The following is a 21,177-nucleotide window of genomic DNA, read 5'->3' as shown; positions in this document are numbered from 1 at the left end:
CCGCGTGCAAGCGACCGGCCGCCGCGTGCGCTGGCGCACCTTGGGGCGCAGTTCGCTATCGAATTAGACTCCCGTCTCTAGTTTTGCTCACTAGAATAAAAATATCCATGAAGTGGCATGGCCTTTCACATGACGGGAGCTGGCGATGGTGAAGAAATTGAAGGAACTGGCGGAAGACACGGAATTGGCGAGCGCCGTGCGCTCGTCCGCGCAGCAGATCTGGCAGGCGGGCCTGGGCGCCTTCGCCAAGGCGCAGGAAGAGGGCGGACGCGTGTTTTCCCGGCTGGTGAAGGAGGGCACGGAATTCCAGAAGCGGGCCGAAGACAAGGTGGCCGATGTCAGCGGCAGCGTCGGCAAGCTGGCCGACGGCGTGGGCAAGCAGGCCAGCGGTTCCTGGGACAAGCTGGAACAGGTGTTTGAAGAGCGCGTGGCGCGGGCGCTGGCCACCATCGGCGTGCCCATGCAACACGATATCGCCGCGCTGCACGCGAGGATCGATGCCTTGAACGTGCAGGTGGCGGCGCTGTCGGCCAAGGCCGCGCCGGCGGCCAAGCCGAAGGCCGTGGCCAAGCCCGCCGTGAAGGCGGCGCCGAAAACAGCGCCGAAAACAGCCGTCGCCAAGGCCCCGGCCAAGCCCGCGAGCAAGCCGGTGAACAAACCCGCTGGCAAACTCGCCGCCAGGCCGGCGCCGAAGAAAAAGCGCCGGCCGCCTGAGCTGGCGCAGCATTCCTCCAGCCTGCTTGCGCAGGCTTTTTTTGTCTGCCTTATTCGCCGGCGCCATGGGGCGGAGTGTTTCATTACGGCTATCTTAGGTGGTATGCTTGAGGCAGAACACAGAGAGATTGCCCGCCATGCTACAAAAAGCACCACGCCGTACCCGCGAACGCATCCTGGAGTTGTCGCTGCGCCTGTTCAATGAGTTTGGTGAGCCGAATATCACGACGACCGTGATTGCGGAAGAGATGAACATTTCGCCGGGAAACCTGTATTACCACTTCCGTAACAAGGACGACATCGTCAACTCGATCTTCGTCCAGTTCGAGGCGGAAATCGAACGCATCCTCACCGTGCCCGACGGGCGCCGCTCGAATATCGAGGACGTCTGGCTGTACCTGCACCTGATGTTCGAACTGATCTGGCGCTACCGCTTTTTCTATCGCGACCTCAACGATTTGTTGTCGCGCAACCGCAAGCTGGAATTGCACTTCAAGCTGATCCTGGCCCACAAGATCAAGGTGGCCACGCAGCTGTGCGAAGATTTGCGCAGCGAACAGTCGCTCGAGGCGTCGGACATGGAAGTGGCTGCCATGGCGACGAATATGGTCGTCGTCGCCACCTACTGGCTGTCGTACGAGTACGTGCGCAACCCGCGCAAGTACAGCGAGCAGCAATCGATGTCCGATGCGCTGGCGCGCGGCTGCTACCAGGTGCTGTCCCTGATCGGGCCCTATTTGCGCAATGAAACGCATTTGCTGTTTCGCAAACTGTCGGAAGAGTATGTGACCAAACTCAAGAACGACTGACACGGCTGCTGGCGCCGCGTCGTCATTTACAGGAGAGAGATATGGCTTGGCAACAATTTCCCTATCCGGACGCTGCATATGTCTACACGCCGCAATCCCTGGAAGCGGCCTGGTCGCGCCTGCATGCGGGCGACGTGGAACCGTTTCCCACGCACCCGGCGCTGCTGCAGGCCTGGCTGGCCTTCCATGCGGGCGACTTCGAGCGTGCCGTGAAGCTGGGCCTGGCCGTCGGCGTGCCCGGCTATGCGGTCGCGCACAAGGCCACCTGCATCTATGCCACGCACCTGGAAGTGGACGACAGCCAGAAACTCGACATGTACGAAGAAGTGGCCGAGCGCTGCGAGCGCCAGCAGAGCGAGCAGCCGGACAATCCGGCCGGCTACTACTGGCATGCCTACAGCCTGGGCCGCTACGCGCTGGGCACGTCCGTCGTCAAGGCCCTGGCGCAGGGCATGGGGGCGCGCGTGCGCAACAGCCTGGACCGCACGATGACGGTGGCGCCCATGCATGCGGAAGCGCATATCGCGTTTGGGATTTATCATACGGAAATTATCGACAAGGTCGGCGCCATGATCGGCAGCCTGACCTACGGCGCCAACAAGGAAGACGGCTACCAGCACTTCAAGACGGCGCTGGCCCTGACGCCCCATTCGGCGCTGGCGCACAGCGAATATGCGCGCGCGTTGAATATGCTCGATGGAAAGAAAAAGCTGGCGGAAGCGCTGGCCCTGTATGAAAAGGCGGCCCAGTGCGTGGCACTGGACGCCAAGGAACGCCTCGAGGTCGAGGCGGCGATCGATGAATTGAAAGGCTAGGGATTACTGTGATCAAGGCTTTATGTGTGTACTGTGGCGCCAACGCGGGCGTCTCGCCGGACTATGCCGTGGCGGCGCGCGAACTGGCGCGCGTGCTGGTGGCGGAAAATATCTCGCTCGTGTATGGCGGCGGCAAGGTGGGTTTGATGGGCGTGATCGCCGATGAAGTACTGCGCCTGGGCGGCGAGGTGACGGGCGTGATTCCCACCCAGCTGGTGGAGCGCGAAGTGGGCCACATGGGCTTGACGCGCCAGTTCATCGTGAAGGATATGCATGAGCGCAAGGCGATGATGGCCAGCCTGTCCGATGCCTTCATCGCCATGCCCGGCGGCTATGGCACGCTGGAAGAGCTGTTCGAGATGCTCACGTGGGCCCAGCTGGGCTTGCACGCCAAGCCCATCGGCTTGCTCAATGTCGACCGTTTTTATGACGGCTTGATCGCCTTTGTGCAAAACGGCAAGGAGCAGGGCTTCATCCGCCCGCAGCACGCGGCGTTCCTGAATGCCGACGCCGATCCTGCAGCGCTGGTGCTGCGTCTGAAGGAGTGTGCGCCGTAATTCCGTTTTTGCCTGGCACCGCGATCCTTGCCGGCCAACTAGTTTTCCTGCCGCTTGAAGAAGGCCATGCGCACTGCATGGCTTTTTTATTTCCGCACGGGAAAACTGATCGGGCTTGGTGATTTAATTAATAAAAATATGGCAAAAAAATTACTATGTTGGCATGTTTTTTTGAAAATGAAGATGCTTTTCAGGCATGGGTGTGGTCTACTGGCAGGGTTCAAAAGTTAGGAATATCGGACACCGACGAGCGTTGTACAGACTCCCCAAAAAAGGTGCCGACCCGTTTCAAGTTGCCACAGCCACGCTACTTCATCATCTCGAAAGGATGCTATTTTGAAACCTATGACCCTCTTGCGAGCGACCGCTGTCGCCGCCATTCTCGCCGCCTCCGCTGGTGCCCAGGCACAGACCACCACGATCACCTTCGATCCGCTGGAGCAAGCCGGCTACTTTGCTTCCACCTTCAAATCCTATTCCGAAGGCGGCTACAATTTCGACAGCAGCTGGTTAGGCTTGCTGAGTTCGGCACACCAGGACAGTTTCGCCTATGCCGGCTCGGCCGGTCTCGGTGCGACGCCCCTGTCGACGACCACCCTGAGCCGTGCCGATGGCGCCGCATTCTCGCTGAGCTCGATCAGCCTGGCCGACTTCGTCAGCTTGCCCGGTTCCTTTGACGTGACCTTCGTCGGCCACCAGGTGGGCGGCGGCACGGTGACCCAGACCTTCACCCTCGGTGGCGGCCACACCTTCGCCGACTACACGTTCACGGGTTTCAGCAATCTGCTGTCGGCCACGTGGCGCGAAGGCGCCTTGCACACCTTCCAGGTCGATAATATCGCCGCCACTGTCAGCGCCGTGCCGGAACCGGCGACCTATGGCATGCTGCTGGGCGGGCTGGGCCTGCTGGGCTTCATGCTTCGCCGCAAGAACGCCGCCTGAGCCTGAACATGGCGCCGGCCATGCCGACGCATCAGGAAAAATGCCGCCCTGTGTATGCCGGGCGGCATTTTTACGTGGACGTCATGACCAGGACGTCATGACCAGGACTTCACGAACAGGATTTCACGACCAGGATTTCACGACCACAGGCGCTGGCCAGACAGGTCGAGCTGGGTCAGGTACAGGCGCACGTCGAATTCGTACTGGTGGTATTGCGGTTCCATATATGTGCACAGCTTGTAGAAGGCCTTGTCGTGCTGTTTTTCCTTGACGTGCGCCAGTTCGTGCACGGCGATCATGCGCAGGAATTCCAGCGGCACTTCCTTGAACATGGTGGCCACGCGGATTTCATGCTTGGCCTTGAGCTTGCCTCCCTGCACGCGCGAAATCGAGGTGTGCAGGCCCAGCGCATGCTGGATCACGTGGATCTTGCTGTCGAACGCCACTTTGTTGATGGGCTCGGCATTACGCAGGAATTCATTCTTCAAGTCCTGCACATACTGGTACAGCGATTTGTCGTTGCGCACGTCGTGCGCGTTCGGATAGCGTTTTAACAGGACCTCGCCCAGTTTGTCTTGGGCGATCAGTTGCTGCACTTGCGCTTGCGTTTGTTCGGAATAGGCGCTCAGGTATTTCAGGGATGGCTGCATGCGGGGAAGGGCGGGGCGGGGCGCGGCGGTGTCGGTAAGGCGAGAATGTACCATACCGCCGTGCCCGGCGCTGCGCCATCCCCTGCACGGGGCCGCCAAGCCCCGTGCCTTCCTGCGCCTTGTGCGTCAAGCCGCGCTGGGCCCTGCCTGCCCCGTCAGCCCTTGTCGTCCTCGTCCTTGCCGCCCTGCCGGCCGGTGCGGCCCTGCTCGCTGCCGCCGCTGCGCGCCGCCGTGCTGCTGCGGTTTTCATTGGCGCGCTGGGCCGATTGCCGGCTTTCGCCGCCTTTCCTGCCGATTTCCGCCATGTGTTCGCGGTTGCGGCTGACGGCTTCGCCGCCTTTCTGCCCGGCCCGGCGTGCTTCTTCCGAGTCGAATTCATGCGCCGTGCCCTTTTGATGGGCTGCCTGGCCGCCCTTGCTGGCAATTTCGCGTTGCTGTTCCTCATTCATGGCGGCGAAACCGCGCTTGCTCGTGCCTTTGGCGCTGCCCGATTCGCCGGCCTTCTGGCTGCTGCCAGCGCCTTTGCCCTGTTCATTACCTTGATTGCTAGCCATGTCGCTCTCCTTGCTGTCGAGTGGGGGTCAAGTGGTCTATGCAGGCGCTCAACGCGCCTGATCGGATTGCCTGTTGGTATCGTGGCTGCGGCCCGCGCCGTCGCGGTGGCCCGTGGCGTGCATTTTTTCGATCATTTCACGCTGGCGCTGCGTGGCTTTTTCCGTTTCCTCCGCCGTCTTGCGCACCACTTCGTCAGCGAAGGCCACGGCCGTGCGGCTCGTTTCGGGCAAGTGGTTCTCTGCCGTGCGGTTCATCTCGACATTGGCGTTGGCGACGAGATTGCCGAGCTGCTGCTGGTACTGGCGCAGCTTGTGGCTGCCGGGCTGCAACTGGCCGGCGGCCAGCGACATGAACTCACCCGTGTCGCGCGCGCCCAGCAGTTGCTGGCTGGCGTTGCTCCACTCGTGCAGCAAGTCTTGCGCCAGCCGCAGATGCAGCTCGCTCAATTGCTGCGCCGTATCGAACATCTTGCGCGATAATTCCGTGGCGAAATTGCACTGGGCCTCGAGATGGGACTTCAGGGCCGGGCTGAGACTGGGAAAAATACTGTTTGTGAACATGTTCTACCTCAATGAAAAGCGGATCCAGAAAACATCCGGTGCACCGGATGCGGCGTATGGTGAAACAAGCAAAGAGATAGACGCCGGATGGCGTGCCAGGTTCCACGCCAGGTACCGGTTTGGCGCGAGAATAAGGCCTGGCAGAAGGAAAAATGCGATGACTTTGCGCCAGATCAAATGAACGTCAATCCGCTTGGCGTCGCCGGCAGCCATGCTGCTTGTGCGGAAAATGCAGGTTTACAGGCCCGGCCGTGCGACAATAGCCGGCTCGCGGCAGCGCAGCCGATGGCCGGCGCGCGTGGCTGAGCCGAGCATAGCCCTAATTTTTTGCCTTATTCCGCGACCATGACGCATCCCGAATACATCCTGACCCTGTCCTGCCTGGACCAGCGCGGCATCGTGCACCGCGTCTCCGGCTTCCTGGCCGATCACGGCTGCAACATCCTCGATTCCGCCCAGTTCGGCGACCAGGAATCCCAGCTGTTCTTCATGCGCGTGCATTTCGCGCTGGAAGACGGCGCCGTCAGCGACGCCCAGTTGCGCAGCGACTTCGCCGCCTTGTCGCAAGTCATGCAGCTCAATGGCCAATTCCATGGCCAACTGCACGATGCGCGCGTCAAGCCGCGCGTCATGCTGATGGTGTCGAAGATCGGCCATTGCCTGAACGATTTGCTGTTCCGCTACAAGAGCGGCTTGCTGAACGTGGAAATTCCCGCCATCGTGTCGAACCACATGGAGTTCTACCAGCTGGCGGCCAGCTACAATATTCCCTTCCATCATCTGCCGCTGGCGGCCGGCGCGCCGGAAGCGGCCAAGCTGGCGCAGGAAGCGAAGATCATCGAGCTGATGGACACGCACAAGATCGACCTGGTGGTGCTGGCGCGTTACATGCAGATCCTGTCGCCCGGCCTGTGCCAGGCGCTTGACGGCCGCGCCATCAATATCCACCATTCCTTCCTGCCCAGCTTCAAGGGCGCCAAGCCGTATGCGCAGGCGCATCACCGCGGCGTCAAGCTGATCGGCGCGACGGCGCATTTCGTCACGGGCGACCTGGACGAAGGCCCGATCATCGAGCAGGACGTCGAGCGCGTCGACCATGCGATGGATGCGGAAACCCTGACGGCCATCGGCCGCGACGTCGAGTGCGTGGTGCTGGCGCGCGCCGTGAAATGGTTCGTCGAGCACCGCATCCTGAAAAATGGCGACAAGACGGTGGTTTTCCGCTGATACCGGCTTCATTATTCACTTTACCGAGACAGAAACACGATGGCCCTCAAAGCAACAATTTTCAAAGCCGATCTGCAGATCGCCGACATGGACCGCAATTACTACCAGGATCACGCGCTGACCCTGGCGCGCCACCCGTCCGAGACGGATGAGCGCATGATGGTGCGCCTGCTGGCGTTCGCCATCCACGCCGACGAGGCGCTGACCTTCACCAAGGGCCTGTTCGATACGGAAGAGCCCGACCTGTGGCAGAAGGATTTGACGGGCGCCATCCAGCTGTGGATCGAAGTGGGCCAGCCGGACGAAAAGCGCATCCTGAAGGCCTGCGGCCGTTCGGAGCAGGTCATCGTCTACAGCTATGGCGCAACCAGCCACATCTGGTGGAAGCAGATCGCGAACAAGCTGGAACGGGCGAAGAACTTGACCGTGATCAACCTGCCATCCGAGGCGGCGCAAGACATGAGCAAGCTGGCGCAGCGCACCATGCAGCTGCAATGCACGATCCAGGATGGCCAGATCTGGCTGACGGACAGCGTCAACACCGTGCTGATCGACCGCGAACCGGTCAAGCCGGCACGCTGATATAGTCTGTCTGAAATGCAAAAAGCCCGGATCGCTCCGGGCTTTTTGCATTGTGATTGATCAATTCGGCGCGCTGCCGAGGTGCTTGATGCTGCTCGACCGCTGCATGCTGCGGCTGATGCGCGGGTCGCCGTAGTAGCTGACTTCGCCCGAGCCGCCGATGCTGATGGTCAGCTCATCCTTGGCCCACACTTGCGCCTCCCCGAGCCGCCGATGCTTACCTGCACCGCGCGCGCGGCCAGGCGGCCCGCCTGGATATTGCCCGAGCCGCCGATCGAGGCCGTCAGCTGCTCCGTCTTGCCGCTGGCCTTGAAGCTGCCGCTGCCGCCGATGGCGATGGACACCTGGCGGCTGTCGAGATCGCGCGCGTTGATGGAGCCGGAGCCGCCCACGTCGAAGCGCAGATTGTCGGCGCGCAAGCCCGTTGCCGTGATGTTGCCCGAGCCGCCCACGCTGACGCGCTCCACCTGGCGCGCCTGGATGACGATGGTCAGGCTGCTCTGGCGGAAGCTGGCGTTGCGCTTGGCGGGGCGGATGCGCAGCGTGCCGTTTTCCACGGCCGTGTCGATCAGCGGCAGGATATTGTCGTCGGCTTCGATGGTGACGCTGTCCGTGTTGCCGATGCGCAGCTCGACCGTGCCCGGCACGTTCAGCGCCACGGCATGGAAACTGCCCACTTCGCGCGTCTGCTTTTGCAGCTTGCCGCTGCCCTGGATGCTGTTGCCGGCAATCCAGTCGAGCGGCGAGGCCAGCGCCGGCGCGGCCGGGATGGCCAGCGCGCAGGCGGCCAGCAGCAGGGCGGCCGCGGCGCTGGCGTGACGGCGGTGGAAAAGTGGCTGTGTCATTCTTGCTCCCTGTTTTGAATTGGACTGCGTGCATGGTATGCCAGCCGGCCGCGCCTGCGTAGCGCGCTGCGACAGACTGCGCCGGCAGCGGCATGGAATGCAGGAGGATGCGACAGGATGGCATGAGGTATGATGTCGGTGGGACATACGACGAGCGGCACGCGCCGCTCACACTACTGGAATTACATGCTGATCATCACCATCAAACAGGGCAAGGAAAAGAGCTTGCTGGGCCAATCGTGGATTTACGCGTCCGCGATTGAAAAAGTCGAAGGCAAGCCGCAGGAAAAAATGAAGCCCGGCTCGACGGCCATCGTGCAGAGTTCTTCGAAACAATTCATCGCCCGCGCCGCCTACAATTCGAAGTCGCAGATCCGCGCGCGCATCTGGAGCTTCAAGGAAGACGAACCGGTCGACCACGCGCTGATCAAGCGCAGGGTCAAGGCCGCCATCGAGAAAAAACTGCCCGCCATCAAGAAGGCGGGCGACAACCAGCTGCTGACGCTGATCAAGGGCGAGGACGAGGGCTTGCCCGGCCTGGTGGTGCAGCTGTTCGGCGGCGTGCCAGGTTACCTGATCTGCGAATTCAACGCCGGCGGCGTCGATGCGTGGAAAGTAGCCATCGTGCAATCGCTGATGGCGTCCACGGGCTGCGTCAACGTGTACGAGCGCTGCGACGACCTGATGCGCAAGGGCGAAGGCTTGCCGCTGATCGACGGCGCCCTGGCCGGCGAGGAGCCGCCCGATGAAGTCATGCTGACGGACAACGGCGTGCGCTATGCGCTGGACCTCAAGACTGGGCACAAGAGCAAGTTCCGTTGAGGATTGCTGCTTGCGATGAAAAAACCGGCGCTTGCCGGTTTTTTTACGAGCTCACCCGTTAAATGAGTGCCGGGGTCAGACCCGGCGGGTCTGACCCCGGATTTCCGCTGCGTTACTCGATTATTCCAGCGGCACGCTGCGGTATTTATTCACTTCCAGCGCAGAAACCGCCGGCGCATCGTTGCCCCACGACGCGCGCAGATACGTGACCACGGCCGCCACTTCCGTATCATCCATGACGGGACCGAACGGCGGCATGCCGTAGGGGCGCGGGTTGCCTTTTGTCCCGGGCGCGAAGCCGCCGTTCAGCACGAGGCGGATGGCGTTGACGGCCGACTGCGTCGTCAGCGCGCGGTTGCCGGCCAGCGGCGGGTAGCCGGGCGGCACGCCCTTGCCGTCGGCCTGGTGGCAGCTTGCGCATTGCGCCTCATACAGTTTTGCGCCCAGCGCCAGTTGCTGCCGGGCTTGCTCTGACGTGTCGCGCGGCGTCCGTGGTGCGGGCTGCGCCGGGCCGGGCAGGCTTTTCAGGTACACGGCCATCGCCTGCACGTCGGCACCGCTCATGTGCTGCAGGCTTTGCCGTACCACCTCGGCCATGGGACCGAAGACGGTGGCGCGCGGCGAGACGCCCGTTTGCAGCAATTCCACGATATGCGCCGTGTCCCAGTCGCCCAGGCCCGCTTCCGCGTCCGACGTCAGCGAGGGCGCATACCAGCCCAGCACGGGGATCAGGCCGCCCGACAGGCCGTCGTCGCTGCCGCCCAGGGTGGTGCGGCTGCTATGGCAGGCGCTGCAGTGGCCCAGGCCCTGCACCAGATAGGCGCCCCGGTTCCATTCCATGCTTTTGCCCGTCAGCGGCTGGTACACGCCAGGCTTGAAATACAAGGCGCGCCAGGCGGCCAGCGCGATCTGCTGGTTGTAGGGGAAGCGCAGCGCGTGCGGCGCGTTCGTCTGTTTGTGCGGCGGCACGCTCTGGAAATACGCATACAGGGCGTCGCTGTCTTCGCGCCGCACCTTGGTGTAGCTGGTGTAGGGAAAGGCCGGATACAGCAGGCGGCCGTCTTTCGACTTGCCGTTGTGGATGGCGCGCCAGAAATCGTCGGCCGTCCAGCTGCCGATGCCCGTTTCCTTGTCCGCCGTGATGTTGGGCGAGAGCACCTTGCCGAACGGCGTCTGCAAGGCCCGTCCGCCCGCGTACGGCACGCCGCCGCGCGTCGTGTGGCAGGCCATGCAGTCGCCCGCCTTGGCCAGGTAGGCGCCGCGCGCGACCAGCTGTTCCTGGCCCAGGGTGCTGGCAACGGCGGGCGGGCCCATGTCGTCGTCTGGCCACAGCAGGAATTTGGCGCTGGCGCCGGCGATCAGTACCAGGCCGGCAGCCGCGATCATCCATTTTTTCATGGCGCCACCTGCGCGCTGGAGCCGGGCACGCCGCCGCAATGCAGTGGCAAGGGCAGGGCGATGCCGCTGGCGGGGCGGGCGTCGGCGCTGGCCACCTGTGTGCCCAGCCAGGCGGAGACGGCGCCCACGTCCGCGTCGGACAGGCGCTGCGCCACGTGCGCCATGCAGTCGGGCGCGTGGGCGCGGCGGATGCCGTTCTTCCAGGCGCCCAGCTGGGCGTTGATATAGTCGCGCGGCAAGCCCAGCAAGCCGGGGATGGCGGGCGCCACGCCGGCCAGCTTCTCGCCATGGCAGGCGATGCAGGCGGGAATCTTCTTACTCGCATCGCCATGCAGCACCAGCTGCTTGCCGCGCGCCAGGGCCATCGTGCCGGCGCTGCTGGGCTGGGCTGGCGGCGGGGCCGGGTGCTGCGCCGCAAAATACTCGGCGATTTCGCGCAGGTAATCGTCGGGCAAGTGCTCGACCATGTAGTTCATCATCGGATACTGGCGCCGTCCCTCGCGAAAGTTCAGCAGCTGGTTGTACAGGTAGCCTGAAGGCTTGCCGGCGATGCGGGGAAAGAAGGCGTCGTGGCGTTCCTTCGGCGCATGGCAGGCCGTGCACGCCTTGATGCGCTGCTCCAGGCTGTCGTGGCTGGCGGAAACGGTGGCCGGCGCGGCCAGCGCCATGCCGGGCCAGGCGATAGCCAGGGCCAGCACCAGCACGGGAGGGGAATGCAGTAGCATGGAACGTTGCATGGGAAAATAACCTGTCTCGTCGGTCGATATGGCGTGCCGGTGTTGCTGCCCGGATGTTGTTACCCTAGCATATACCGGGTGCTGTCACTGTGACAGGATCAGTTGTGCAAAAAAACTACGGATCAGTTTGAGGAGCAGGGTTGAAACGATACGAGGAAATGGCGGAAGAAGTCGCCGCCATGATAGCCACGCAGCTGTTGCTGCCTGGGGATAAATTGCCGTCCGTGCGCCAGCAGCATGCGCGCAGGGGCGTGAGCCCGTCGACAGTGTTCCAGGCGTATTATTTGCTCGAAGCGCGCGGCATGATCGTCTCGCGCCCCCGCTCCGGCTATTACGTGGCGCCGCAGCGCGCCGCGCTGGCGCCCGAGCCGGACAGTTCCCACCCGCTCGACGCCAGCACCACCGTCGACGTCAGCGACCTCGTGTTCGAGGTGCTGGGCGCCGTCGGGGCACGCGATATCGTCCCGTTCGGCTCGGCCTTTCCCAGCCCGCATCTGTTTCCGATGGAAAGGCTGGCGCGGGCCGTCTCGGCCAGCATGCGCCGCCTCGACCCGTGGAGCACCGTCACGGATTTATCCCTGGGCAATGCGGAACTGCGCCGCCAGATCGCCCTGCGCTACCAGCTCGACGGCGTGCCCGTTTCCAGCGACGACATCGTCATCACGAATGGCGCGCTGGAAGCGCTGAACCTGTGCCTGCAAGCCGTCACGCGGCCCGGCGACACGGTGCTGATCGAGTCGCCCAGCTTCTATGCCTGCCTGCAGGCGTTGCAGCGGCTGGAACTCAAGGCCGTCGAGATCGCCACCAGCCCCCGTGACGGCGTCGACCTGGCGGCGCTGGAAGAGTTGCTGCAGCGCCACCAGCCCAAGGCATGCTGGCTGATGACGAGTTTCCAGAACCCGCTGGGCAGCCTGATGCCGCCGGAAAAGAAGCGCGCCCTGGTCGAACTGCTGGCGCGCCATGGCGTGCCGCTGATCGAGGATGATGTGTATGGCGAGCTGTATTTCGGCAAGCAGCGTCCTGGCCTGACGAAAAGCCACGACGGCGCGGGCCTCGTCATGCATTGCAGTTCGTTTTCGAAGACCCTGGCGCCCGGTTTCCGGCTGGGCTGGGCCGTGGCAGGCCGCTACGCGCGCCAGGTCGAGCGCCTGAAGCTGACGACGAGCCTGTCGGCGCCGATCCCGCTGCAGATGGCGCTGGCCGACTACCTGGCGCAGGGCGGCTACGACCGCCATTTGCGCCAACTGCGGCTGACCCTGGCGGCGCAGCAAAACACCATGCTGCAAGCGATTGCCGTGCATTTTCCGCCCGGCACGCGGGTCACGCGGCCGCAGGGCGGCTATTTCGTCTGGGTCGAGATGCCGGTGGGCATCGATGCGCTGGCCTTGCACCGCAGCGCGCTGGCGGCCGGCATCAGCATCGCGCCCGGCCCCATCTTTTCCGCCACGCGCGCGTTTCGCCACTGCATCCGCCTCAATTACGGCCACCCGTGGAGCCCGCAGCTGGAAGCGGCCATCGCCACCCTGGGGCGGCTGGCGCTGGCGGCGGCATGAAAAAAGTCCCTTGCGGCAGCAAGTGTTTCATTCCAAAAAGAAATATTACTGTTATATTGATGTATCTATAACTAATGATGGGAATGATAATGGATAACACGCAGCCGGAAGTGGGTCGTACGCAAGATACGACGATCGCCATCCTGTCCCATATTGGCGGCCTGTTCACCAGCTGGGTGGCGCCGCTGATCATTTACTTGATCAAGAAGGACGATGCGGACAAGTTCTCGGCCGAGAATGCCCGCGAAGCGCTCAATTTCCAGATCACCCTGATCCTCTGGTACATCGTCTGCTTCATCCTGACTTTCGTCATCATCGGCATTTTCATGTTCTGGCTGGTGGCGCTGGGCAATCTGGTGTTTTCCATCATTGCCGCAGTCAAGGCCAGCAATGGCGTCGTCTACCGCTATCCGCTGACCTGGCGTCCCGTCAAATAAGCTGGCGCCGGCCGCCGGGTTTTATCCCGGGCGGCCGGGCAGTATCAGGAATGATGCAAAGTCGGGCGCCACCGCGGTGGCGGTCCCCGTTTCGTGCGACCACAGCACGACCACCGGCTCACCGGCGGGTCCCGTTTGCGCATAATCAAAACAATAGTAATCGCCCGTGCCGAACTGGGCAAAGGGCAGCAGGGCGCTGGCATCGTCACCGTTCGCGCCCGTATTCTCCAGCCATTCCTGCCAGCTCGTGCGGTAATGGCGTTCTATCGATTCCCACGTCTTGCGCGCATTGGCCGCGTCGTAGACGGGAAAGATGCTCAAGGCGCCCAGCGCGCGGCCATTGTTGACCAATAACCATTGCGCGTAGGAGGCAGGCAGCGATCGCCCCAGCGCCTGTTCGGCGGCGGCGATCGCGTCAGGGGTGGTGCCGATGGACTTGTTCTTGCTCATCTTGCGGGAAGGCGTCCGGCTCAGGCGGCGACCGGCGGCGGGGCAGGCGGGGTGCCGGCGCGTGGGGGCTTTTGCGGTGCGACCTTGCCGCCGTCGGCGATCCAGCGGCGGTACACGCGCAGGGCCACTTGCGCATCGTCGGCCGCGTACAGGATCTGCTTTTCCGTCAGGCGCGAGGTGGCCCAGTTGGTGGTGGAGATCTTTTTCGATTTCTGCAGGTGCAGGCCGAAGAACTTGGCCACGGCCGTCTTCGCGCCCAGGTCGTTGCGCTGGCCGCCGCGCAGGGCGACGGACAGGTCGAGCACCTGGGCCGGCGCGATACCTAGCTTGTTGCGCAGGCGCTTGACGTCGTCGGACAGGCCAAAACCCACTTTCAGGGTGGTGGTCGATTCGAGGATGGCTTTCAGTTCGGCCAGGGCCGGCGCCGGCGTGCTGCCTACGGAACAGGTAGGCGATGTCGTCGGTGGCCAGCTGGATCAGATGGGGGCCCGTGGAAGACTCGCCCTTGACGAACGTCGGCTTCGATTCCGTATCGAAGCCGATGGCGTCCGCTGCCAGCAGGGCAGCCATGGCCGCTTTTGCCTCATCGCTGGTGCGTACCAGCCTGACGTGGTCGAGGGCAATGCCTTGATAGGGGGCAGTGGCGGTGCGGCAGCTGTGTCCATGAAACCGGATCAGCCTTTGCGCGAGAATTTCGCGGTCAGCTGATTCAGTTTTTCCAGGCGCAAGCGGTTCGCTTCTTCGGCGGCGGCCGCGTCGCGCTCGGCTTTCTTGCGCTCGGCTTCCTTCTTGAAGCGTTGCTGCAAGACTTGCGTGGCATGGTCGCGGTGCGTTTGCGTCACTTCCGCGCCGGCGGTGCCGTCGAGGTCGTAGCGGATCTTGGCTTTTTCCATCACGCGCAGGTAGCGCAGCGAACCCGTGTGGATGCCCAGCGCCGTGCGCATCAGCTTGCGGTCCAGGTCCGGCAGGCGTGCCAGGATCTGCTTGTCGATACCGATCGACAAGGGCAGGCAATCGCGGAATGGCGGGAATTGCTCCTGGAACTGCTTCAGCAGGGCGCGCGCGGTCAGGCCGGCAGGCGCCGGCGTGGTTGCCGCTGCGGCCGGTGCCGCCGCTGGGGCTGCATCGACTGGCGTGTCAGGAGTGGTGGCTTGCTGGTCTGGCGTGGAGCTGGTCATCGACATCATTGGTTGGGCTATAAAAGGGGAGCATAGCACGCGCCACAGGCAAGTGCATTGTCTTTTTTGGCAACTTGCGCTGTAACAAGCGGGTCCGCCCTACAGCGGACGCAGCGCGAAATGCGGGAAATGTGTATAATGTCGGCTTGCGCTGATGACTGGACCCCGTATTTGACGGTCTGGCTCAGGTGTGCAGGGGATAGGAGCAGTGCGGTGCAGGGCCATCATTATTGATATTTTTGATATCAGATATTTTGCTTATCAATTATCCAGATAACTGGCCTTCGTGCATAATCTTGCTCTCCGCTGTGTCTTCACTGAACAACAATAGATTCAAGCCCGTTCTGGTACGGGCTTTTTTCATTCCGCAATGTACATCGCTTATTTATCTGACCCGGCTTCGGCCCCGCCGCCGCTGGATGCGCGGGCTTTGAACGTCCCGATAGACAGGCGCCGCTGCCCTTGACGGCAGCCGCAACAATACGCTCCATCGAGTCCGGTTTCGCAGGCTTAGGTGGAATCATTCACTTCGCGCCGACACCATCTGGTCTCGCATTAAGAGATATCTCATGAAGAATACGCCAAAAACTTTAACGTTGTCCGCCAAGGCGCCACGCCCAGCCGCGGCACCACTTGCCGTACCCAAAACGACTTTATCTTACTTCATCGATAATGCGCAAGCGAATCCGGAAGCCACCGTCACGACGGCGCCGACCGTCGTCACCGTGGTGAAGAAAAGCCGTTCGCGCCTGGCCGCCGTGCCGCCGGCCGAGCCGGCTGCAGAAGCGCCAGCGGCGGCTGTCGAAGCCGTTGCCGACGTGGCCGAGGTGGCCGACGCCGCGCCGGTCAAGACGCCGAGCGTGAAGATCGCCCCCGGCGCCAAGGCCCCGGCCGTGCCGCGCAAGGTCAGCGAAAGCGCCGCCACGAACAAGGTGGTGACGGCAGCCCGTTCTAAGGTCGTGCGCGCCAAGCCTGAGGCGGCGCCCGTGACCATCATCACCGGCGCGCAAGTGGTCAGCAAGACCACGGACGCCGATGCCCTGGCCGCCATCGACACCTCGAATTACTTCTTGCCGACCGTCAAGGTACCAGGCCGCCGCGGCCGCAAGCCGAGCGAATTCACGCCGGAAAACGATGAAGTGGCAGCACTCAACGCCGTCGAGCGCGCCGAACTGAAGGCCGTGTCGAAAGCGCGCGACCGCAAGGCCAAGGGCGGCCTGGCGGACGCGCTGGGCGATCCGGAAGCCTCGGCAGCGGACCTGGAACGCCGCCGCAAGCAGATCACGGGCTTGATCAACATGGGCAAGGAACGCGGTTTCCTCACCTATGCCGAGATCAATGACCAATTGCCGGAAAACATCATCGATCCGGAAGCGATCGAGGGCATCATCGCCACCTTCAACGACATGGGTATCGCCGTCTACGAGCGCGCCCCTGACGCGGAAAGCCTGTTGTTGACCGACAACGTCGCCACCGTCACCAGCGACGATGAAGTGGAAGCGGCTGCCGCGACCGCCTTGTCGACGGTCGACTCCGACTTCGGCCGCACCACCGACCCCGTGCGCATGTACATGCGTGAAATGGGCGCCGTGGCGCTGCTGACGCGCGAAGGCGAGATCGAGATCGCCAAGCGCATCGAAGGCGGCCTGAAGGACATGATCCAGGCCATCTCCGCCTGCCCCACCACCATCGGCGAAATCGTCGCCCTGTCGCAGAAGATCGCGCGCGACGAGATCAAGGTCGATGAAGTGGTCGACGGCTTTGTTGATTTGAACGAAAGCAATGCCCCGGCACCAGCTGCCGCTCCGCCCCCGCCGCCGCCAGCGGTGACGACGAGGAAGAGGAAGAGGAAGCCGAGGAAGAAGACGGCGACGCCAATGGCGGCGCGGCCGGTTTCTCCAGCGAGCAATTGGCCCAGCTGAAAAAGAATGCGTTGGAGAAATTCAACGTCATCTCGACGCAGTACGACAAGATGCGCAAGGCGCCCGAGGGTTACAACTCGAAAGCCTACGTCAAGGCGCAGGAAGCCATTTCGCAGGAATTGCTGGGCATCCGCTTCACGGCCAAGGTCGTCGAAAAGCTGTGCGACACCCTGCGCGGCCAGATGGAAGAAGTGCGCCACATCGAGCGCGCCGTGCTGGAACTGTGCGTGAACAAATGCGGCATGCCGCGCGCCCACTTCATCAAGGTATTCCCGGGCAATGAATGCGACCTGGAATGGGTCGACCGCGAAGTCGACTGCAAGTATCCGTACAGCGCCATCCTCAGCCGCAACGTGCCTGCCGTCAAGGAACTGCAAAAGAAGATGATCGACCTGCAAGCGCGCGTGGCCCTGCCGCTGGCTGACTTGCGCAAGATCAACAAGCAGATGGCGGCCGGCGAAAAGCGCGCGCGTCACGCGAAACGCGAAATGACGGTCGCCAACTTGCGTCTGGTCATTTCGATCGCCAAGAAATACATCAACCGCGGTTTGCAATTCCTCGACCTGATCCAGGAAGGCAACATCGGCTTGCTGAAGGCGGTCGATAAATTCGAATACCGCCGCGGCTACAAGTTCTCGACCTACGCCACCTGGTGGATCCGCCAGGCGATCACGCGTTCGATCGCCGACATGGCCCGCACCATCCGCGTGCCGGTGCACATGATCGAAACGATCAACAAGATGAACCGCATCTCGCGCCAGATCATGCAGGAAACGGGCAGCGAGCCGGACCTGGCGACCTTGGCCGTCAAGATGGAAATGCCGGAAAACAAGGTGCGCGAAATCATGAAGATCGCCAAAGAGCCGATTTCCATGGAAACGCCGATGGGCGAAGATGGCGATTCGCAACTGGGCGACTTCATCGAAGACAACACGACGTTGGCGCCGCTGGACGCCGCGCTGCACGCATCGATGCGCAACGTGATCAAGGAAGTACTCGATTCCCTGACGCCGCGCGAAGCGAAGTGCTGCGCATGCGTTACGGCGTGGAAATGTCGAACGACCACACGCTGGAAGAAGTGGGCAAGCAGTTCGACGTGACGCGCGAGCGCATCCGCCAGATCGAAGCGAAAGCCATGAGCAAGCTGCGCCAGCCTTCGCGTTCGGACAAGCTGAAGACTTTCCTGACGCAGAACTAAGCGGTCAGCAGGCAATAAAAAAAGAGGCGCAAGCCTCTTTTTTCGTCCGTACCCGTATTGATTTACAGCAAATGCCGGCGCTGTCCCAGCAGGCCGGCGCGCAGGTGGCGCTGTGCGCGGTACAGGGCCGCGCCGCAGGCGGCGGCGATGACGCTCAGGAAGAGCCAGTCCAGCGGGTTGCGGCGTGGCGGTGCCGGCGACGCTTGCGACGGCACGGCGAAGGCCTGGAATTTATGCCCCGTGTAGATGGCGCCCACCACCAGGCCGGCGTCCGTGATCTTGTTGGTCAGGTACAGGCCGTCGTCGCGGCGGCGCACCGTCATCACGCCTTCCTTGTAGACAAAGGTCATCGGTTCAAAGCCGTTGATGTTGACGCTGCCGACGACGTGTCCGGCCGCGTTGACTGCCGTGGCGTAGCTGTCGCCCTGGCCGATCATGGCGCCCAGGTCGAGCATGCGCTTGCCGTCCCAGGCAAACGCGTGCCAGCGGCGCTTCTCCGTTTCCGAGGCGCCCACGATCAGGCCCGCGTCGTTGATGGCGGTGGCCGAGCTGATGCGTCCGCCGGGCAGGGTGCCGATTTCCTGCATGCCCGCGCCGGGCCGGTAGACGAAGGCGCGGCGGTAGCCATCGCCCCGCTGCGCCGTGCCCACCGCCACGCCATGGCTGTTCAGGCCGCTGGCATAGCTGCTGGCGCCGCCCAGGGTGCCCAGGTCTTGCAGGCTGTGGTCGGCTTTCGTCACAAAGGCGTGGAAATCGCCGCCGCTGGTATCGGCATAGCCGGCCACCTGGCCGTCGCGCGCGATGGCCGTGGCATAGCTGCTGTTGCCGCCCAGAGTGCCCAGGTCGCGCATGCCGCCCGCCGCGTCGTAGCGGAAGGCGTGCCAGGCGCCGGCGGCCGTCTGCGCCGACCCCACCACCACGCCATGCATATTGATGGCCTTGGTAAAACCTTCATCGCCGCCCAGGGTGCCCAGTTCGCGGAGGCGGCCATGCTGGTAGGTCACGGCGCGGCGCCGTCCTTCCTCTTCCATGATGATGCCGGCCACCAGCCCTGCCGGGTTCAGGTCGGACGCGATGCTGCCATTGCCATCCTTTTCTCCAAAGCCCCGTTCGGCATAAATGGTGGCGCTGGCGATGGGGGCGGCAGCCAGCAGGAGCAGGCCGAGCAGCAGGGCGGGGAAGCGGGCGGACCGTGGCGGCATGATAGTTTCCTCAAGGAAAAAACCTACTACACTTTTATTTATCAAAAATACATATTTAATTCGCTACTGTTTTTGGTAATTTTTGTGTTTTGGCATGGCCGGCATGGCGCGCCTGCCCGCGTGAGGCAGGTAGATGACCAGCGCCGTGCCCTGGCCCGCCTGGCTGTCGATGCGCAGTTCGCCGCCCAGCGCGTGGACACGTTCGCGTATGCTCTTCAGGCCGAAGGCGGCCCGCTTGCCGTCGTCGCCCGGCTGCATGCCGATGCCGTTGTCGCTGATGCGCAGCACGATGGAATCCGCATCTTGCTCCAGCGCCACTTCCACTTCGCTGGCCTGGGCATGGCGCACGATGTTCGACAGCGATTCCTGCAGCACGCGGAAGATGGCCGATGTCTGGCGCTGATCGAGGCCCAGGTCCGGCGCCTCGCTGTCGAGCGTGAGCCGGTAGCGGATGGCGCCGCGGCCTTCCATCTGGCGGATCAGCCATTCGGCGGCGGGGCCCAGTCCCAGCTCCAGGGTGCTGGGATGCAAGTCATTGATGATGGTGCGCACGGAGCGGATGGTGGCGTCGATGGTGTCGAGCACGCGCTGGGCGTGGCGGTGCAGGCGCGGGTGGGTCCTGGCCGTGCGCGCGTGCAGCAGCGACACATCGATGCGCAGCACCATCAGGTTCTGGCCCAGGTCGTCATGAATGTCGAGCGCGATGCGCCGGCGTTCCTCTTCCTTGATGGTTTGCTGGTGGTCGGTCAGTTCGCGCAGCTGGGCCAGGGTGCGCTCCAGGTTTTCCTCGTTGCGCTTGCTGTCGGTGATGTCGATGGCCATGGCGATGATCATCTGCGGCCGGCCTTCGGCGTCGAAGATGGGTTTCTTGTGCGTCTGCACCCGGCGATTTTCCTGCAACTGCGCATTCCATATCAGTTCTTCGCGTATCACCACCTTGCGGCTGGCAAACGCCTCCTGGTCCGCCGCGTGGAAGCCCACGCTCTGGTCGCTGGGAAAATGCTGCAGGTCGCGCCCCTCGGCGATGTCTTCCTGGCGCACGCCCCATTGCTGTTCGCAAGCCTGGTTCATCAGCAGGATGCGCGAATCGGCATCTTTCAGGAACAGCGACAGGGGCATCATGGAAATGATGTCCTGCAGCCGTTCTTCGCTGCGCGCCAGGGCCGCTTCCGTCTGCGCGCGCATGGCGATTTCCGCGGACAGCTGGAGATTGACGTCGAGCAGCTGGGCCGTGCGCAGGGCCACGCGGCTTTCCAGTTCCGCATGGGCGACGCTCAACGCGTGTTCGGCCCGCTTGTGTTCGGTGATGTCGCTGGCCAGCACGAGGGCGCCCGTCAGCGTGCCCTGCTGGTCGTACAGGCAGCGGCCGCTGATCATGGCCCAGCGTTCCGAGCCGTTGCTATGCTGGTAACGCAGTTCTCCCATGCAGCTATCCGTGGCCGTCTGGCGCAGCGGACACAGGCGCAGCAAGGTCGCCTCGTCGTGGAATTCCTCCATCGAATGGTTCAGCAGCCGCTCAGCGGGCACGCCCAGCATGTCGCACAGGCGCTGGTTGACGTGCAGGATGCGGCCGTGCGCATCCGTTTGCCACATGCCGTCCTGCGCCGCTTCGCTCAAGTGGCGGTAGCGCATGGCGCTGGCGTCGAGCTGCTTGCGCGTGCTGGCAAGGTGGGCGCGCAGCGCGCGCAGCAGCCACATGGCCGTGCCGGCGACGGCCGCCAGCAGCAGCGACAGCCAGATATGTTCCCAGAAGTCGAGTTCCTGCCAGGCCGCACCGGCCAGCCAGCCCAGCATGATCAGGGTGAGGGCGGCACATGCCGTACTCAAGGTTTCAATCGACCATTTGCTCATCCGCGTCCCTGGCGTCATGGTTGGCCGCTGCGGTGCGCACGGCGCCGGAGTGGGAAAAGTATCCGACGCTAGTGTAATACCAAATGTTGTTTTCTTGAGAATATTTTTCCATCAGGAAAGCAAAAGGGCCGGCCCTTGCGGTGCCGGCCCCTGCATGCCGATGCAGTGCGATG

At 63.1% G+C, this 21,177-nt stretch carries 22 protein-coding genes and 1 pseudogene; 11 read left to right on the top strand and 12 right to left on the bottom strand.

Annotation, left to right across the window (positions count from 1 at the left end; all coding sequences use genetic code 11):
• Positions 1 to 145: 145 nt before the first annotated feature.
• The 5 genes from ACRHIG_RS24685 to ACRHIG_RS24665 all read left to right on the top strand — a co-directional run bounded on the left by ACRHIG_RS24685 (position 146) and on the right by ACRHIG_RS24665 (position 3,837).
• Positions 146 to 919, top strand: a complete 774-nt coding sequence (locus ACRHIG_RS24685) for a phasin family protein (protein WP_489628219.1) — start codon at positions 146 to 148, stop codon at positions 917 to 919.
• On the top strand, positions 852 to 1,523 hold the full coding sequence (locus tag ACRHIG_RS24680) for a TetR/AcrR family transcriptional regulator (RefSeq protein ID WP_034758777.1): 672 nt from the start codon (positions 852 to 854) through the stop codon (positions 1,521 to 1,523). The genes ACRHIG_RS24685 and ACRHIG_RS24680 overlap by 68 nt, the downstream gene beginning before the upstream one ends.
• Positions 1,524 to 1,564: 41 nt before the next feature.
• Positions 1,565 to 2,338: a hypothetical protein gene (locus tag ACRHIG_RS24675; RefSeq protein WP_489628218.1), complete on the top strand. Its 774-nt coding sequence runs from the start codon at positions 1,565 to 1,567 to the stop codon at positions 2,336 to 2,338.
• Positions 2,339 to 2,349: 11 nt separating this feature from the next.
• Entirely contained in the window at positions 2,350 to 2,895 is a 546-nt protein-coding gene (locus ACRHIG_RS24670; RefSeq protein WP_489630869.1) for an LOG family protein, read from the top strand.
• 336 nt (positions 2,896 to 3,231) lie between these two features.
• Entirely contained in the window at positions 3,232 to 3,837 is a 606-nt protein-coding gene (locus tag ACRHIG_RS24665) for a PEP-CTERM sorting domain-containing protein (protein ID WP_489628217.1), read from the top strand.
• A 137-nt stretch (positions 3,838 to 3,974) separates the two neighbouring features.
• Here ACRHIG_RS24665 and ACRHIG_RS24660 read toward each other — a convergent pair whose 3' ends face one another.
• From ACRHIG_RS24660 to ACRHIG_RS24650, 3 genes are all read right to left on the bottom strand, one after another.
• Positions 3,975 to 4,487, bottom strand: a complete 513-nt coding sequence (locus tag ACRHIG_RS24660) for a YgjP-like metallopeptidase domain-containing protein (RefSeq protein WP_070304061.1) — start codon at positions 4,485 to 4,487, stop codon at positions 3,975 to 3,977.
• A 155-nt stretch (positions 4,488 to 4,642) separates the two neighbouring features.
• A complete protein-coding gene (locus tag ACRHIG_RS24655) occupies positions 4,643 to 5,041 on the bottom strand; it encodes a KGG domain-containing protein (protein WP_475413655.1) in 399 nt (132 codons plus the stop codon).
• A gap of 48 nt (positions 5,042 to 5,089) precedes the next feature.
• Positions 5,090 to 5,602, bottom strand: a complete 513-nt coding sequence (locus tag ACRHIG_RS24650; protein ID WP_475413654.1) for a phasin family protein — start codon at positions 5,600 to 5,602, stop codon at positions 5,090 to 5,092.
• A gap of 345 nt (positions 5,603 to 5,947) precedes the next feature.
• Here ACRHIG_RS24650 and purU point away from each other — a divergent pair, with 345 nt between their 5' ends.
• Together purU and ACRHIG_RS24640 are read left to right on the top strand one after the other, a co-directional pair.
• Positions 5,948 to 6,829: a formyltetrahydrofolate deformylase gene (purU, locus tag ACRHIG_RS24645; protein WP_475413653.1), complete on the top strand. Its 882-nt coding sequence runs from the start codon at positions 5,948 to 5,950 to the stop codon at positions 6,827 to 6,829.
• Positions 6,830 to 6,868: 39 nt separating this feature from the next.
• The gene (locus ACRHIG_RS24640) at positions 6,869 to 7,411 is read left to right on the top strand and encodes a YaeQ family protein (RefSeq protein ID WP_070291303.1); all 543 of its coding nucleotides are present in this window, start codon (positions 6,869 to 6,871) and stop codon (positions 7,409 to 7,411) included.
• A gap of 60 nt (positions 7,412 to 7,471) precedes the next feature.
• Here the strand turns inward: ACRHIG_RS24640 and ACRHIG_RS24635 are convergent, their stop codons facing one another.
• Entirely contained in the window at positions 7,472 to 7,603 is a 132-nt protein-coding gene (locus tag ACRHIG_RS24635) for a hypothetical protein (RefSeq protein WP_489628216.1), read from the bottom strand.
• Positions 7,582 to 8,256, bottom strand: a complete 675-nt coding sequence (locus ACRHIG_RS24630; RefSeq protein WP_489628215.1) for a head GIN domain-containing protein — start codon at positions 8,254 to 8,256, stop codon at positions 7,582 to 7,584. Before ACRHIG_RS24630 ends, ACRHIG_RS24635 begins: the two co-directional genes overlap by 22 nt.
• Before the next feature lie 186 nt (positions 8,257 to 8,442).
• Here ACRHIG_RS24630 and ACRHIG_RS24625 point away from each other — a divergent pair, with 186 nt between their 5' ends.
• Positions 8,443 to 9,078, top strand: a complete 636-nt coding sequence (locus ACRHIG_RS24625; RefSeq protein WP_475413651.1) for a class I SAM-dependent rRNA methyltransferase — start codon at positions 8,443 to 8,445, stop codon at positions 9,076 to 9,078.
• Positions 9,079 to 9,198: 120 nt separating this feature from the next.
• Here the strand turns inward: ACRHIG_RS24625 and ACRHIG_RS24620 are convergent, their stop codons facing one another.
• Together ACRHIG_RS24620 and ACRHIG_RS24615 are read right to left on the bottom strand one after the other, a co-directional pair.
• Positions 9,199 to 10,476, bottom strand: coding sequence for a c-type cytochrome (locus ACRHIG_RS24620; RefSeq protein ID WP_489628214.1), 1,278 nt, complete (start codon positions 10,474 to 10,476; stop codon positions 9,199 to 9,201).
• Positions 10,473 to 11,201: a c-type cytochrome gene (locus tag ACRHIG_RS24615; RefSeq protein WP_475413649.1), complete on the bottom strand. Its 729-nt coding sequence runs from the start codon at positions 11,199 to 11,201 to the stop codon at positions 10,473 to 10,475. Before ACRHIG_RS24615 ends, ACRHIG_RS24620 begins: the two co-directional genes overlap by 4 nt.
• Before the next feature lie 152 nt (positions 11,202 to 11,353).
• Here ACRHIG_RS24615 and ACRHIG_RS24610 point away from each other — a divergent pair, with 152 nt between their 5' ends.
• Together ACRHIG_RS24610 and ACRHIG_RS24605 are read left to right on the top strand one after the other, a co-directional pair.
• Positions 11,354 to 12,766: an aminotransferase-like domain-containing protein gene (locus tag ACRHIG_RS24610; protein WP_489628213.1), complete on the top strand. Its 1,413-nt coding sequence runs from the start codon at positions 11,354 to 11,356 to the stop codon at positions 12,764 to 12,766.
• A gap of 89 nt (positions 12,767 to 12,855) precedes the next feature.
• Positions 12,856 to 13,203: a DUF4870 domain-containing protein gene (locus ACRHIG_RS24605; protein ID WP_326457244.1), complete on the top strand. Its 348-nt coding sequence runs from the start codon at positions 12,856 to 12,858 to the stop codon at positions 13,201 to 13,203.
• Positions 13,204 to 13,224: 21 nt separating this feature from the next.
• Here the strand turns inward: ACRHIG_RS24605 and ACRHIG_RS24600 are convergent, their stop codons facing one another.
• The 3 genes from ACRHIG_RS24600 to ACRHIG_RS24590 form a co-directional block, all read right to left on the bottom strand.
• Positions 13,225 to 13,653, bottom strand: a complete 429-nt coding sequence (locus tag ACRHIG_RS24600; protein ID WP_489628212.1) for an SMI1/KNR4 family protein — start codon at positions 13,651 to 13,653, stop codon at positions 13,225 to 13,227.
• A 20-nt stretch (positions 13,654 to 13,673) separates the two neighbouring features.
• On the bottom strand, positions 13,674 to 14,024 hold the full coding sequence (locus ACRHIG_RS24595) for a 3'-5' exonuclease family protein (protein WP_489628211.1): 351 nt from the start codon (positions 14,022 to 14,024) through the stop codon (positions 13,674 to 13,676).
• A 303-nt stretch (positions 14,025 to 14,327) separates the two neighbouring features.
• Positions 14,328 to 14,840 (bottom strand): ProQ/FINO family protein, encoded by a 513-nt coding sequence (locus ACRHIG_RS24590; protein WP_489628210.1) that lies wholly within the window; start codon positions 14,838 to 14,840, stop codon positions 14,328 to 14,330.
• Between the two features lie 656 nt (positions 14,841 to 15,496).
• On the opposite strand from ACRHIG_RS24590, the pseudogene rpoD reads away from it, so the two are divergent.
• Positions 15,497 to 17,951: pseudogene (rpoD, locus tag ACRHIG_RS24585) on the top strand (RNA polymerase sigma factor RpoD).
• A gap of 62 nt (positions 17,952 to 18,013) precedes the next feature.
• Here rpoD and ACRHIG_RS24580 read toward each other — a convergent pair.
• Together ACRHIG_RS24580 and ACRHIG_RS24575 are read right to left on the bottom strand one after the other, a co-directional pair.
• Entirely contained in the window at positions 18,014 to 19,153 is a 1,140-nt protein-coding gene (locus tag ACRHIG_RS24580; protein WP_489628209.1) for an HAF repeat-containing protein, read from the bottom strand.
• Between the two features lie 63 nt (positions 19,154 to 19,216).
• Positions 19,217 to 20,980, bottom strand: coding sequence for a PAS domain-containing sensor histidine kinase (locus ACRHIG_RS24575; protein WP_489628208.1), 1,764 nt, complete (start codon positions 20,978 to 20,980; stop codon positions 19,217 to 19,219).
• Positions 20,981 to 21,177: the final 197 nt, after the last annotated feature.

The sequence above is a fragment of the Janthinobacterium sp. C22 genome (genome assembly GCF_057919405.1).
The sequence above is the reverse complement of the archived record's forward strand: the minus strand, read 5'-3'. Positions and strand labels throughout refer to the sequence as shown.

Bases quoted from the DNA above. Each gene is read 5' to 3' on its own strand.
- ACRHIG_RS24685 (WP_489628219.1), top strand. From the start codon at position 146: ATGGTGAAGAAATTGAAGGAACTGGCGGAAGACACGGAATTGGCGAGC.
- ACRHIG_RS24680 (WP_034758777.1), top strand. From the start codon at position 852: ATGCTACAAAAAGCACCACGCCGTACCCGCGAACGCATCCTGGAGTTG.
- ACRHIG_RS24675 (WP_489628218.1), top strand. From the start codon at position 1,565: ATGGCTTGGCAACAATTTCCCTATCCGGACGCTGCATATGTCTACACG.
- ACRHIG_RS24660 (WP_070304061.1), bottom strand. From the start codon at position 4,487: ATGCAGCCATCCCTGAAATACCTGAGCGCCTATTCCGAACAAACGCAA.
- ACRHIG_RS24655 (WP_475413655.1), bottom strand. From the start codon at position 5,041: ATGGCTAGCAATCAAGGTAATGAACAGGGCAAAGGCGCTGGCAGCAGC.
- ACRHIG_RS24650 (WP_475413654.1), bottom strand. From the start codon at position 5,602: ATGTTCACAAACAGTATTTTTCCCAGTCTCAGCCCGGCCCTGAAGTCC.
- purU (WP_475413653.1), top strand. From the start codon at position 5,948: ATGACGCATCCCGAATACATCCTGACCCTGTCCTGCCTGGACCAGCGC.
- ACRHIG_RS24640 (WP_070291303.1), top strand. From the start codon at position 6,869: ATGGCCCTCAAAGCAACAATTTTCAAAGCCGATCTGCAGATCGCCGAC.
- ACRHIG_RS24630 (WP_489628215.1), bottom strand. From the start codon at position 8,256: ATGACACAGCCACTTTTCCACCGCCGTCACGCCAGCGCCGCGGCCGCC.
- ACRHIG_RS24625 (WP_475413651.1), top strand. From the start codon at position 8,443: ATGCTGATCATCACCATCAAACAGGGCAAGGAAAAGAGCTTGCTGGGC.
- ACRHIG_RS24620 (WP_489628214.1), bottom strand. From the start codon at position 10,476: ATGAAAAAATGGATGATCGCGGCTGCCGGCCTGGTACTGATCGCCGGC.
- ACRHIG_RS24615 (WP_475413649.1), bottom strand. From the start codon at position 11,201: ATGCTACTGCATTCCCCTCCCGTGCTGGTGCTGGCCCTGGCTATCGCC.
- ACRHIG_RS24605 (WP_326457244.1), top strand. From the start codon at position 12,856: ATGGATAACACGCAGCCGGAAGTGGGTCGTACGCAAGATACGACGATC.
- ACRHIG_RS24600 (WP_489628212.1), bottom strand. From the start codon at position 13,653: ATGAGCAAGAACAAGTCCATCGGCACCACCCCTGACGCGATCGCCGCC.
- ACRHIG_RS24590 (WP_489628210.1), bottom strand. From the start codon at position 14,840: ATGATGTCGATGACCAGCTCCACGCCAGACCAGCAAGCCACCACTCCT.
- ACRHIG_RS24580 (WP_489628209.1), bottom strand. From the start codon at position 19,153: ATGCCGCCACGGTCCGCCCGCTTCCCCGCCCTGCTGCTCGGCCTGCTC.